Source organism: Streptomyces sp. NPDC111507 (assembly GCF_055638955.1).
Genome location: NZ_JBVKBU010000018.1, coordinates 88,677 through 101,904 on the forward strand (window position 1 = coordinate 88,677; position 13,228 = coordinate 101,904).

Annotated in this window: 11 protein-coding genes; 2 read left to right on the forward strand and 9 right to left on the reverse strand. The window is 69.0% G+C overall.

What is annotated here, in order from left to right:
• Window positions 1-138: 138 nt before the first annotated feature.
• A complete protein-coding gene (locus ACZ7M2_RS43515) occupies window positions 139-831 on the forward strand; it encodes a response regulator (protein WP_266629486.1) in 693 nt (230 codons plus the stop codon).
• 122 nt (window positions 832-953) lie between these two features.
• Here the strand turns inward: ACZ7M2_RS43515 and ACZ7M2_RS43520 are convergent, their stop codons facing one another.
• The 6 genes from ACZ7M2_RS43520 to ACZ7M2_RS43545 form a co-directional block, all read right to left on the reverse strand.
• Window positions 954-2,546, reverse strand: coding sequence for a solute symporter family protein (locus tag ACZ7M2_RS43520; RefSeq protein WP_471600015.1), 1,593 nt, complete (start codon window positions 2,544-2,546; stop codon window positions 954-956).
• On the reverse strand, window positions 2,543-3,031 hold the full coding sequence (locus ACZ7M2_RS43525) for a DUF485 domain-containing protein (RefSeq protein ID WP_471600016.1): 489 nt from the start codon (window positions 3,029-3,031) through the stop codon (window positions 2,543-2,545). Before ACZ7M2_RS43525 ends, ACZ7M2_RS43520 begins: the two co-directional genes overlap by 4 nt.
• Window positions 3,032-3,136: 105 nt before the next feature.
• Window positions 3,137-3,820: a response regulator gene (locus ACZ7M2_RS43530; protein ID WP_471600017.1), complete on the reverse strand. Its 684-nt coding sequence runs from the start codon at window positions 3,818-3,820 to the stop codon at window positions 3,137-3,139.
• Complete coding sequence (locus tag ACZ7M2_RS43535; RefSeq protein WP_471600018.1) at window positions 3,817-4,968, reverse strand: sensor histidine kinase; 1,152 nt, start codon at window positions 4,966-4,968, stop codon at window positions 3,817-3,819. Before ACZ7M2_RS43535 ends, ACZ7M2_RS43530 begins: the two co-directional genes overlap by 4 nt.
• Window positions 4,965-5,489, reverse strand: coding sequence for a DUF1453 domain-containing protein (locus tag ACZ7M2_RS43540; RefSeq protein ID WP_471600019.1), 525 nt, complete (start codon window positions 5,487-5,489; stop codon window positions 4,965-4,967). Before ACZ7M2_RS43540 ends, ACZ7M2_RS43535 begins: the two co-directional genes overlap by 4 nt.
• 557 nt (window positions 5,490-6,046) lie before the next feature.
• Window positions 6,047-8,170 carry a DNA gyrase/topoisomerase IV subunit B gene (locus ACZ7M2_RS43545; protein WP_352051115.1) on the reverse strand — a complete coding sequence of 708 codons (2,124 nt, stop codon included), beginning with the start codon at window positions 8,168-8,170 and terminating at the stop codon, window positions 6,047-6,049.
• Between the two features lie 440 nt (window positions 8,171-8,610).
• Between ACZ7M2_RS43545 and ACZ7M2_RS43550 the strand changes: the two genes are divergently transcribed.
• Entirely contained in the window at window positions 8,611-8,841 is a 231-nt protein-coding gene (locus ACZ7M2_RS43550; RefSeq protein WP_075030622.1) for a DUF7455 domain-containing protein, read from the forward strand.
• Between the two features lie 468 nt (window positions 8,842-9,309).
• Here the strand turns inward: ACZ7M2_RS43550 and ACZ7M2_RS43555 are convergent, their stop codons facing one another.
• From ACZ7M2_RS43555 to ACZ7M2_RS43565, 3 genes are all read right to left on the reverse strand, one after another.
• A complete protein-coding gene (locus ACZ7M2_RS43555; RefSeq protein WP_471600020.1) occupies window positions 9,310-10,128 on the reverse strand; it encodes a S1 family serine peptidase in 819 nt (272 codons plus the stop codon).
• Between the two features lie 133 nt (window positions 10,129-10,261).
• Complete coding sequence (locus ACZ7M2_RS43560; RefSeq protein ID WP_352051113.1) at window positions 10,262-11,797, reverse strand: RNA polymerase sigma factor; 1,536 nt, start codon at window positions 11,795-11,797, stop codon at window positions 10,262-10,264.
• A 453-nt stretch (window positions 11,798-12,250) separates the two neighbouring features.
• Entirely contained in the window at window positions 12,251-13,138 is an 888-nt protein-coding gene (locus tag ACZ7M2_RS43565; protein ID WP_159064415.1) for a FadR/GntR family transcriptional regulator, read from the reverse strand.
• Window positions 13,139-13,228 lie beyond the last annotated feature (90 nt).

Sequence of the window (13,228 nt, forward strand, 5' to 3'; positions counted from 1 at the left end):
CGGGCCACAGCATCAGTCTTCTGGGCGCAAGGCCTTCTTATGCTTGCAAGAGTCTGTTGTGCTCGTTTTGCTCGCGCTACAACAGCGGAGCCGAAACACGGGCTTAACGCTCGCCAGGCCTTGAGAGAAAGAGGCCCGATGATTGACGTCCTGGTCGTGGACGACGACTTCCGCGTCGCTGAGATCAACGCGAAGTACGTGGGGAAGGTTCCCGGATTCCGGGTGGCCGCCCGCGCGCACAGCGCTGCCCAGGCCCTGGCCGCCGTGGAGCGCGCGCCCGTCGACCTGGTCCTGCTCGACCACTATCTGCCCGACCAGACGGGCCTCGAACTGGTGCACCGCATGCGCGAACGCGGCCACGGCACCGACGTCATCATGATCACCGCGGCCAGCGATGTGACGACTGTGCAGGCCGCGATGCGTCTGGGCGCCTTGCACTATCTGGTCAAGCCGTTCACCTTCGCCGCGCTGCGCACCCGCCTCGACTCGTACGCGGCCCTGCGGCGCACCGTCGACCGGGTCGGCGGGCGCGGCGTGGCGGGTCAGGAGCAGGTCGACCGGATCTTCAGCGCCCTGCGCACCACGTCCGTCCCGTCGTCGCCGGGGCTGCCCAGCGGCCATTCGGAGCCCACCACGGACCTGATCTGTGGTGTCCTCCACCGCGCGAACCAGCCGCTGTCGGCCCATGAGGTCGCGGCCGAGACCGGGCTCAGCCGCTCCACCGCCCAGCGCTATCTGCGCCACCTCGAACAGGCAGGACGGCTGCGCCTCTCGCTGAAGTACGGCGACACGGGCCGCCCGGAGCACCGGTACGCCTGGGTAGCGCCGTAACCCCACGCCCTACGCCGAGCCGATGACACCCGTCCGACGCACGAGGTACGTCGTCGGGCCGTACGTCGCTGGGGGCGCCCCCACTGCTGGAGGCGCCCCCCCGGACACTCGCCTAAGCCGCCTCAGACCGCGCCGGCACCCGTCAGCGACCGCACCTCGGTCTCGGCGTGCTTGGCCTCGTCCGGCGGCTCCGCGGATGTGACCGTGCCCAGCCAGCCCGCCAGGAAGCCGAGCGGAATCGACACCAGGCCGGGGTTCTGCAACGGGAAGTACTGGAAGTCCACGCTCGGGAACAGCGAATCGGGACTCCCTGACACCACCGGCGACAGCAGGACGAGCAGCAGCGCGGGCACCAGGCCGCCGTATACGGCCCACACGGCGCCGCGGGTCGTGAAACTCCGCCAGAACAGCGAGTACAACAGCACCGGCAGGTTCGCGGACGCGGCGACCGCAAAGGCGAGGCCCACCAGGAAGGCCACGTTCAGATCGCGGGCCAGCAGCCCGAGCGCGATCGCGACCACCCCGATACCCACCGCCGCCGTACGCGCCACGGCAACCTCGCTGCGGGGCTTCGCGTGCCGGCGGCGCATCGAGGCGTAGAGGTCGTGGGCCACGGACGCCGAGGACGCCAGGGTGATCCCGGCGACGACCGCGAGGATCGTTGCGAAGGCAATGGCCGCGACGACGGCAAACAGAACCGTTCCTCCCGCAGAGTTCGCGCCGCCGCCCAGATCAAGCGCGAGCAGCGGAACCGCCGTGTTGCCCGCCGCGTTCGCTCCCCGCACCACGTCCGGGCCGACGATCGCCGCCGCGCCGAAGCCCAGCACGATCGTCATCAGGTAGAAACCCCCTATGAGCCCGATCGACCAGACCACCGAGCGCCGCGCGGCCCGTGCCGTGGGCACGGTGTAGAAACGCGACAAGATGTGCGGCAGCCCGGCCGTTCCGAGCACCAGCGCGAGACCGAGGCTGATGAAGTCGAAGCGCGCCGTCCAGTCCCCGCCGTACTTCAACCCGGGTGCGAGAAACGCGTCACCATGGCCGCTGCGCTCCGCCGCCGAGCGCAGCAACTCGTTCACGTCCCCGTGGAACCGCACCAGGACGAGCACGGTCAAGGCGATGGAACCGCTGAGCAACAGGACCGCCTTGACGATCTGAATCCACGTGGTGGCCCGCATCCCGCCCAGCGACACATAGATCACCATGAGCGCGCCGACGCCGATCACCGTCCAGTTCCGCGCCGCCTCGCTCGAGCCTCCCAGCAGCAGCGCGACCAGGCTGCCCGCCCCCACCATCTGCGCCAGCAGATACAGAACGGACACGGTCACCGAAGAGGTTCCCACCGCGATCCGCACCGGCCGTTCGTTCATCCGGGCCGCGACGACGTCGGCGAGCGTGAACCGCCCGCAGTTGCGCACCAGTTCGGCGACCAGGAACAGGACGACCAGCCAAGCGACGAGAAACCCGACGACATACAGCAGCCCGTCGTAGCCGTAGAGCGAGATGAGCCCCGTGACCCCCAGGAACGACGCCGCCGACATGTAGTCGCCCGAAATGGCAAAACCATTCTCCATCGGCGAGAACAACCGCCCGCCGGCATAGAACTCCTCGGCCGACCCGTGCCGGTTTCGACTCACCCACGTCGTGATCCCCAGCGTCACCGCCACGAACGCGCTGAACAGCAGCAACGCCAGTGTCTGATGGTTGCCGGTCACCGCTCACCACCTCTGACGCCCCGGGTCAGCTCCTGGGTGTCCCAGCGCAGATCGAGCGCGGCCCGGTCCCTTCGCAGCCGCGCATGCCGTGCGTACGCCCACGTGAACAGAAACGTGCTGAGGAACTGCCCGAGCCCCGCCACCATCGCCACGTTCACCGCGCCGGCGACGGGCCGGGCCATGAACCCGGGCGCCGTCGTCGCGGTCACCACATAGCCCAGGTACCAGGTGAAGAACGCAGCGACGCCCGGCACCACGAACCTCCGATACCGGCTGCGCACCTCCTGAAAGGCCGCGCTGCGCTGCACCTCCAGATAGACGTCGGCCGTCCCGCCCGTGCGCCCTTCGTGCTCCGGGCGCGCGGACGGCACGGCGGGAGCAGGCGCGCCCGTGCCGTCCAACTCACCCCAGCCGGAGGCGAGCGCGTCGTACCAGGGGTCATCGAACCGGACCTCCCCGGTATCGCGACCGTCGTGCTTCTCCACCGAACTCTCCTTGTCCGCGACCCTTTTTCTGCCGCGTGCCCAAGGATGGACAGATCGGGAAGATCCCGGACTCTTCTCTCCGCGCTCTTCACCCCATCAGGTGACTCATCTCGTCGGTGGCCGTACGAGACCTTTCCCAAAGGCGTAACGCACCGCCTGAGCACGATCCTTGAGGCCTGTCTTGGCGAAGAGGTTGTTGATGTGGGTCTTCACGGTCGCGGGTGAGACGTGCAGCCTGCGGGCGATCTCCTGATTGGTGAGGCCCTCGGCGATCAGCAGCAGCACCTCGGTCTCCCGAGTGGTGAGCCCATCGGGCGGCTCCACGGGGGCAACCGCCGCGGGCGCCGGTTCCGACAGCCGCTCCAGCAGTCGCCGTTGGATGCTCGGCGAGAGTCCCGCGTCCCCGGACAGCACGCTTTCCACCGCGCGCACGATCTCGTCGCCGCCCGCGTCCTTCGTGAGATAGCCACGGGCCCCAGCTCTGAGCGCGGGGAACAGCGACTCGTCGTCCGCGTACGTGGTGAGCACGACGACCTGTGTCCCCGGATGCTCAGCGCGAATACGCCGGGTCGCCTCGACGCCGTCGCAGCGGGGCATGCGCAGGTCCATCAGCACGACGTCCGGGGCGAGCTCGGCCACCAGCGCCACGGCCTCGTGACCGTCCCCCGCCGCACCCACGACCTCGATCCCCGGCAGCAGGCCCAGCAGCATCACAATGCCTTCGCGCACCACGGTCTGGTCGTCCACCACCACGACCCGAGCCGGCTTCCTGGTCTCCTCCTCCGTCATACGGGCACCCTCAGCGTCACCACGAACCCCTCCTCGTCCGGCCCGGCCTCCAACGAGCCGCCCAGCAGCTCAGCACGCTCCCGCATGCCCAGCAGACCGTACCCGGCCCCCGCACCGCTGAGTTCGCCCGGCGGCCCTCCCGAGTCCCGTACTCCGAGCGTCACTTCGTGCTCGCCGTACTCGAGCCGCATGTGGACCTTGGCGCCCGGCGCATGCTTGCGGACGTTCGTCAGGGCTTCCTGCGCCACCCTGCGCACCGCCTGCGAGGCCTCGGCGGGCAGCGGCTGCCGTTCACCCGCGACGGTGATGTCGGCGCCGTCCGCCGTGGCGACCAGCTCGGTCAGGAAGTCCTCCACCGGGGACATCTCCCCCCGAAGGGCGGAGAGCGCCTGCCGGGTCTCGGCCAGCCCCTCACGGGCCATCCCACGTGCCGCCACGACCCGCTCGAGGATCTGCTCCCGGTCGCCGCCCCGCTCGATCAGCAGCCGAGCCGCCTCCAGATGCACCATCTGCGCCGAGAGACTGTGCGCCAGGACGTCATGGATCTCCCGCGCGATCCTGGCCCGCTCCGCGAGTGCCGCGGACTCCGCCTCGGCCACACGAGCCGCCCGCTCCTGGGCGAGCAACCGCTGGGCACTGCCGCGGGCCTCCGCGTCGAGGCGCAACACGTATCCGGCCAGGGCGAGCCCCCCGGCGGTGGCCGCCGTGGTCAGCCAGACGTCGTTGTTGACCGCCGCGAACGCGCTCAGTGCCACGGAGGTGGCAGGCAACGCCGCCACTAGAGGCAGCCTCTCTATGGCGCTGATGGCGCACCCGCACCACAGGACGATGGCCGGCACCCGGAAGCCCGTACTCACCCCCACCGTCGCGAGTGCGAGCAGCAGGGCGAGCAGTGCCAGAGACGGCAGCAGACGGTGTTCGAGCGTGGTTCGCCAGAAGGCCCACGCCGCCAGCCCGCAGACGAGGACCCCCATAGCCCCCGCCGCGATCTTCCAGGCGCCCAGATGGCCGCTCGTGAAGGTCGTCCACAGGAGCAGGCCGAGGGCGAAGAGGCGCGCGGCCCAGGCGAGCGCGTGCCTGGACTTGACCACTCCCGCTCGGGACAGCGCCTCGCGGGAGGGCCAGCGCTTCAAGGCGTTCTCCGTCATACGCGCTCCTTCCACGAGCCCTGGGGCACGTCGTCACCGTACGCCGTCGCCTGCGCGACAGCCGGGTGCAGAGACTGAGAGCGCCAGGCCAGGATCCCGGACCGGACCAGCAGAGTGGCCGCGAGGGCGAGCAGCAGGGCGGAGCTGTCCTGATGGACGCCCAACAGGGTGCCGATGCCGAACAGTCCCAGCCGCAGGGCTATGCCCACGCCCCAGACGGCCGCGCTGGCCTTGGTGCTCTTGCTCCACACCGAGCCGTCCGGCTCCGCCCAGATCCGTGTCGTCCACCCCCACGCGGCTCCGGTGGCCAGCCCGATGAACAGCTCTGCCCCCAGCAGCAGGATCGCCTCGGTCCGATGGTGGGTGTCGATCAGGCCCGGCTCCCGCAGAGCGATCACGGCCAGGACGACGGGCACGATCCACCAGCGCCTGTCCGTGCTGATCCTGCGCGTACGGAATTGGCGCGCGATGACCAGCACAACAACAGCGAGGATCACCAAGGCATTGACGAGCCCGGACATCACGGCCTCCGTGGGCGAGGAAGAGCGGGTTCCGACAGCGAGCGCTGTCGACGTCTTCGACGCTACGGAAATCGGCAGCTCAGCAGATCGGAGCCGGGGTGGATCGCGGGTGGATCCGCACCCACCCCATCCCTCCACCCACGGGTGGAGTGCCCACGGGTAAAGCCTCCACGGCCCGCACCCACCAACCGCGCATCTCGCCCCCGCCGCCCCCACCCGGCCCATCCCAGGGGGGCCGCCCCCAGCCCCCTGCCGGCCTGAACGGCCTCGTCCTCAAACGCCGGACGGGCTTGCACACGCGGACCGGCGTCCCCGTCCGCGCGAGGAACAGCACGAACGGCCCCCGCCACCCACCGACCCACCCGCCTGCAGCCGGGCCTCTCACGGAAGGAGCCGTGGCGGTGCCGTCGCAAGTCCGTCGCCTACGCCCGGATCGAGCACCGCATCGAGCACCGGCTCCCGTGCCCGGCCCACGTCTGATCCGGCGGCGACGGACTCGACGCACCGCCACGGCCCCGACCCACCACAGCCACCCGGCTGCGCCGCCGGCGCAGCGCCTACGCGTCGATACGCGACCGATCCAGCGTCGCCGCAGAGCTGGAGATGAACTCCTTACGGGGAGCGACATCGTTCCCCATCAGGAGGTCAAACACCTGCTCGGACGCCTCCAGGTCGGAGATGTTGATCCGCCGCAGCGTCCGGTGACGCGGGTCCATCGTCGTCTCCGCCAGTTGATCGGCGTCCATCTCGCCAAGACCCTTGTAACGCTGGATCGAGTCCTTGTAGCGCACGTTCTTGCGCTGCAGTTCCAGCAGCGTCTCTCGCAGCTCACGGTCCGAGTACGTGTAGACGTACTTGTCCTGGCCCTTCTTGGGCTGGCTCAGCTCGATGCGGTGCAGCGGCGGCACCGCCGCGAACACCCGCCCCGCCTCGACCATCGGCCGCATGTACCGCTGGAACAGCGTCAGCAGCAGAATCCGGATGTGCGCACCGTCGACGTCGGCGTCGACGAGCAGGATGATCTTCCCGTACCGCGCCGCGTCGATGTCGAACGTCCGCCCGGACCCGGCCCCTATGACCTGGATGATCGCGCCGCACTCGGCGTTCTTGAGCATGTCCGTGACGGACGCCTTCTGGACGTTGAGGATCTTGCCGCGAATCGGCAGCAGCGCCTGGAACTCGGAGTTCCTGGCCAGCTTGGCGGTGCCGAGCGCGGAATCTCCCTCGACGATGAACAGCTCGCTGCGCTCGACGTCGTCGCTGCGGCAGTCCGCGAGCTTGGCGGGCAGCGAGGAGGACTCGAGGGCCGTCTTCCGACGCTGCGCGTCCTTGTGCTGGCGGGCCGCGATCCGCGTACGCGCGGCAGCCACGGCCTTCTCCATCACGACCCGGGCCTGCGCGGCCGCGTCCCGCTTCGTGGTGGTCAGGAAGGCCTTGAGTTCGTTGGAGACCACGTTCGTCACGATCCGGCGGGCCGCCGAGGTGCCGAGGACCTCCTTGGTCTGCCCCTCGAACTGCGGCTCCGCGAGGCGCACCGTGACGACGGCGGTCAGGCCCTCCAGTGCGTCGTCCTTGACGATGTCGTCCTCGGCGACACGCAGCAGCTTCTTGGCCCGCAGCACCTCGTTCATCGTCTTGGCGACGGCCTGCTCGAAGCCGGCGACGTGGGTGCCGCCCTTGGGCGTGGCGATGATGTTCACGAACGACTTGAGGTTCGTGTCGTAGCCGGTGCCCCAGCGCAGCGCCACATCGACGCCGAGCTCACGGGTGACCTCGGTGGGCGTCATCTGCCCGTGGTCGTCAAGGACCGGGACGGTCTCCTTGAAGGTGCCCTGCCCGGAGAAGCGGAGGACGTCGCAGACGGGCTTGTCGGTGGCCAGGTACTCGCAGAACTCGCTGATGCCGCCGTCGAAGCGGAAGGACTCCTCGCCCTTGCTGCCGCCCTCGCCGAGCCCGTATTCGTCACGGACGACGATGGTCAGGCCGGGCACCAGGAACGCGGTCTGGCGGGCGCGCTGGTGCAGGTTCTCCAGGGAGAGCTTGGCGTCCTTGAGGAAGATCTGGCGGTCGGCCCAGTAGCGCACGCGCGTGCCGGTGCGGGTCTTGGGGATCCGCTTCAGCTTGCGCAGCCCGCTGGTCGCGTCGAAGGCGGCCTCGGGACCGTCCGCCTTGAACGCTCCCGGGGTGCCGCGCCGGAAGCTCACCGCATGGGTGTGGCCACCACGGTCCACCTCGACGTCCAGACGGGCGGAGAGCGCGTTCACCACGGAGGCTCCCACGCCGTGCAGACCGCCGGAGGCCGCGTACGAGCCGCCTCCGAACTTGCCGCCCGCGTGCAGCTTGGTCATCACGACCTCGACGCCCGACATGCCGGTCTTGGGCTCCACGTCGACCGGGATGCCGCGGCCGTTGTCCCGCACCTCCACCGAGGCGTCGTCGTGCAGGATCACGTCGATGTGGTCACAGTAGCCCCCAAGGGCCTCGTCCACGGAGTTGTCGATGATCTCCCACAGGCAGTGCATCAGACCGCGGCTGTCGGTCGAGCCGATGTACATGCCGGGGCGCTTGCGTACGGCCTCGAGCCCCTCGAGGACGAGCAGGTGCCGCGCGGTGTAGTTGGAACCGTCCCGGTCTGCTCCGGTCAGCAACGCTGTGGACGGCACGGACGTGTCGGCGGTCACGCGGTTCGCTCCTCGCTGAATTTCAGATGGGACCCTTTTGGGTAAGGGGTCGGCTTCGGTCTCCGCTCAGAGGGTACCGAGGCCTGGTAGAGCCGTTGTAACGCCACCCTCGCATGAACTCAGACTAGTCCAGGCTCGCATGAGTGTTCGATCCCTCGATGGAGTGAAGTACATATCACGTTCCCTTCCAGGCATGAACCATTTAGGCTCCGGGCACGTCCTCATGAACAACCGGCAAGCCAGCCGGGGAGGACTGACCCTGACAGACAGCGCGAACCCGTAAGACACAAAGACACGTAATACGGCTCATTCGCCGCCACCCGGCAGCAGACAGCCGCCCCGGAAGAATTTTTCGAGGAAAAGCCACGAGCGGGAACGTTTTCGGCCTGGTTGGATGTTGACCCTGGTACGACAGCTCGTCGAGCTAGAGAAGAGGCGACGTGACTACTGTTCTGACCCCCGCGAGCCCGCTGACGGCCGCTGACCGCTGCGACCGTTGCGGCGCCCAGGCATATCTGCGCGTCGTCCTCCTCAGCGGCGGTGAACTGCTCTTCTGCGCCCACCACGGGCGCAAGTTTGAGCCGGAACTCAAGAAGATCGCCGCTGAGATACAGGACGAGACGGAGCGACTGACGTCGGTCCCGGCAACGTCCAACGACGAAGAGCGCTGACACTTCGCGTAAACGACGACGAGCCAGCTCTGGCAATAGGCCGGTGTACGGGCGGTCACCCCTGCTACTCGGGGTGGCCGCCCGTATGCGTACCGCTTCCCGGCGGTGCAGTGCGCCACCGCCCGGTGCGCGTCACGGCCCCGTGCGGACGTGACGCGCACCGGGCTCACGGCTCACGCACTGCAACGCGTCACCGGTTCACACCCTTGCCGCGCACCTTCACGTGTCACCGGCCCGTTCCGGCGCACGTTGACGCGCCACCGGCCCACTCCAGCGCGCCTGAGCGCGCCACCGGCCCGCTCAGGCGCGGCTTGACGCGCCACCGGCCCATACCGCTCCAGCGCACCTCCACGCGTCACCAGCCCGAGTCGCCCCCCCCCACGCGCCACCTGGTTCCGTCCCCCTGGCACCCGTGATCCGTGACCCGCGACCCGCTGCGCTCCGTACCGTTTCCGCCCCCCTACGCCCTCAGCGGCTCGTGCCGAGCGCCTTGACGGCGTCCGAGACCCGCGTGTAGACGCCGGGGCTTCCCGCCTGCCCACAGCCGCTGCCCCACGACACAAGGCCGATCAGCCGCCCCTTGGCCACCAGCGGACCACCGCTGTCCCCCTGGCAGGCATCCCGCCCACCCGCGGCCTCCCCGGCGCACACCATGGAAGTGGCTTGATAGGTTCCGTCTTCACTCCCCGGGTACGCCCGCTCGCAGACGGAGTCGGAAAGTACCTTCACGCTCGCGGACCGCAGACCGAGCGCGTAATTGCCGGTGCCTGTCGTATCGCCCCAGCCGTAGACCGCGGCGGCCGTGCCGGGTGCGTACGCGGGATCCCCTGCGGGGGCCATACGGATGACCGAGCTCTGGGGCAGCGGGGAGGCCAGGGTGATCACGGCGAAGTCCCCGGCGTTCGTGACGGCGTCGTACTGCGGATTGACCCAGGTGTCGCGCACCGAGATCTCCTTGCCCTTGCTGGACAGCAGGTCGGTACGATCCGCGATGATCTTCAAGTCGTGCATCTGCTGCGATGGCGCCCCCAGCACGAGCGGGCTCAGGCAGTGGGCCGCGGTCAGCACGAGCGACGGGCCGATCACCACGCCGCCGCAGAACTGCCCGGCCCGCGTTCCTCCGAACCGGTCACGGCTGGACAGCGCCACCGTCCACGGACTCTGAGCGATGTCGACCGGATGGCCCCCGATGATGATGTCGTCGGTCACGGCCGGGGCGGGGGACGCCAGCGGTATGAGGGCCGCGGCGGCCGCAAGGGCCAGTACTGGGGCGAAAGGACGGCGCATGCGCGTTCCTCACTCTGGGATGGTCATGGAAAACCCAGAGTGATCCAGCGGACGGCGGCGCGCACTCCATGGATGCGCCGAGGGCCCGGCTCCCCATCGGGAGTCGGGCCCTCGGCGACAGTACGGTCGAGACCTAGTCGAGGTAGTCGCGCAGCACCTGCGAACGCGACGGGTGGCGCAGCTTCGACATCGTCTTGGACTCGATCTGACGGATCCGCTCACGTGTGACGCCGTACACCTTGCCGATCTCGTCGAGGGTCTTCGGCTGACCGTCGGTGAGACCGAACCGCATGGAGACGACGCCCGCCTCGCGCTCGGACAGGGTGTCGAGGACGGAGTGCAGCTGCTCCTGGAGGAGCGTGAAGCTGACCGCGTCGGCCGGGACGACGGCCTCGGAGTCCTCGATGAGGTCACCGAACTCGCTGTCGCCGTCCTCGCCCAGCGGGGTGTGCAGCGAGATGGGCTCGCGGCCGTACTTCTGGACCTCGATGACCTTCTCAGGGGTCATGTCGAGTTCCTTCGCCAGCTCCTCCGGGGTGGGCTCGCGGCCCAGGTCCTGGAGCATCTGACGCTGCACGCGCGCGAGCTTGTTGATGACCTCGACCATGTGCACCGGGATACGGATGGTGCGGGCCTGGTCGGCCATGGCGCGGGTGATCGCCTGACGGATCCACCAGGTGGCGTACGTGGAGAACTTGTAGCCCTTGGTGTAGTCGAACTTCTCCACCGCGCGGATCAGACCGAGGTTGCCCTCCTGGATGAGGTCCAGGAAGAGCATGCCGCGGCCGGTGTAGCGCTTGGCCAGGGAGACCACCAGACGGAGGTTGGCCTCCAGGAGGTGGTTCTTGGCCCGACGGCCGTCCTCGGCGATGATCTCCAGCTCGCGCTTGAGCTTGGGGGCGAGCTTGTCGGCGTTGGCCAGCTTGTCCTCGGCGAAGAGGCCCGCCTCGATGCGCTTGGCGAGCTCGACCTCCTGCTCCGCGTTGAGCAGGGGGACCTTGCCGATCTGCTTGAGGTAGTCCTTGACCGGGTCGGCGGTGGCGCCGGCTGCGGCGACCTGCTGCGCGGGCGCGTCGTCCTCGTCCTCGTCGGACAGGACGAAGCCCTGGGCGCCGTCCTCGGCGGGCTCCTCGGCACCGGGCTTGCCCGGGGTCTCCTCGACCGCTTCGTCGTCGATCATCTCGACGTCGTCCTTCTTGGCGGTGGTCTTCTTTGCGACGGCCTTCTTGGCGACCGTCTTCTTCGCGACGGCCTTCTTGGCGACCGTCTTCTTGGCGGCGACCTTCTTGGCGGACGCGTCCTCAGCCGGGTCATCGGCCATGGGCATCGCCGGGGCGGTGGTGGCGGTGGCCTTCTTGGTGGTCACCGTCTTCGCCGCGACCGTCTTGGTGGCGGTGCGCTTGGCGGGACTCTTCGCTGCGACGCTCTTTCGGGTGCGCTTGGGCTCCGCGGCACTGACCATCAGCGTCACACCCTCTTCCTCGAGGATCTGGTTGAGGCTGCGCAGTACGTTCTTCCACTGAGTGGCCGGAATCTGGTCAGCTTCGAAGGCCCGACGCACGTCATCGCCGGCGATCTGCCCCTCAGCCTTTCCCCGCTCAATGAGCGCCATGACAGAGACGGACTCGGCGATCTCCGGCGGGAGCGTACGGGATGTGCTGGCCGACACGAACAACCTCTCGGAACGTTGGAAAACGGCTTCCGGCTCCGTCCACTGCGGACAGGAGCCGACGACCGCCGACTTGGGGATGGGTCGACGGCGCGGGCGGGAGCCGGGAAGATGCACAGCGCCGTAAACGGCGTCCGTATTCCCTCCTCGGCTGTCACCTCTTAGGTCATCGCGCAGTTCCGAAGAGCGTTACGCCCAATCTGCGTGGCCCGAGTCACACCCCGTAAGTGCCCAAAAGCGGCCAGATGCGGTCAGAGGAGGTCAGCCGATGGACTCATCACCTCAAACCGATGGGTTCATCACCTCAACCGATGGCTTGATCACCTTCATCACATCGCCGGATCCCGCCGGATCCCGGAAGGATCCGACGGGGTCCGGCGGGGGATGCTCCGCCGACCAAGCGATGCCACGAGAGGGCACACGCCCCCCGACCGCGCCGCCCTCGGGGCGCGATCAGTGCTCGCGCGGCGCGGGCACCACGCGCTCCACCTCGGGGTGAACGGCGAGCAACTGCCGCATGGCCGCCTCGGCCGCCGCGCCGTCGGCCTCGGCCAAGGCGTCGACGATCCGGCCGTGGTGCGTCAAGGAGGTCTCGTTCGGTCGGTCGCAGCCGGTGACGGGGCCGCCGGAGACCTGGAGCGCGGCCGAGACGATCCCGGAAAGGTGCTCCAGCATGCGATTGCCCGATACCTGGATGAGCAGCGAATGGAACTCCGCGTCGGCCCGCGAGAAGGTGAGCGAGTCACCCTGCGCCATGGCGTGGCCCATGATCTCGACCATGTCTCCGAGACGCTGCTGGACCTCCTCGCGCCCGTGCCCGGCGGCCAGACGCGCGGCGAGCGGCTCGATCGTCCAGCGCAGCTCGCTCAGCTCGCGCCGCTGGTCGTCGCGCTGCGGCCCGAAGGCCCGCCATTCGATGATGTCCGGGTCGAGAAGGTTCCAGTCACTGACGGGGCGCACGCGCGTGCCGACGTTGGGGCGGGCGCTGACCAGCCCCTTCGCCTCCAGGACACGGAGTGACTCACGGACGACGGTACGGGAGACCTCGAACCGCTGTCCGATCTCCTCGGGGACGAGCGGCCGGTCCGCGCCCAGGTCGCCGGAGACGATCATCTGACCCAGCTGCTGAACGAGTTGGCCGTGCAGTCCGCGTCCGCGGCTGCCCGCGGCGCGTCGGCCGACGCGGCCCAGTTCCGGGTCCGCGCCCTCCCACGCGGAGGCGCCGACGCGTTCGGCACCAGGGCCCTCGGCGTAGGGGTAGCGGTCGAGTCCGCCCGGGCCGGCCAGGCCGGAGTCTGAGGAGCGGGCGGCGGTCATCATGGTGTGCGCAAGGGTACTCACGGATCATTTGTCGGCGCTGTCTCCAACTCCCTTGAGGTCTTTGGTGAAAAGCACACGAAAGGGTGATCGCTCACCGCGTCGCAATTGACG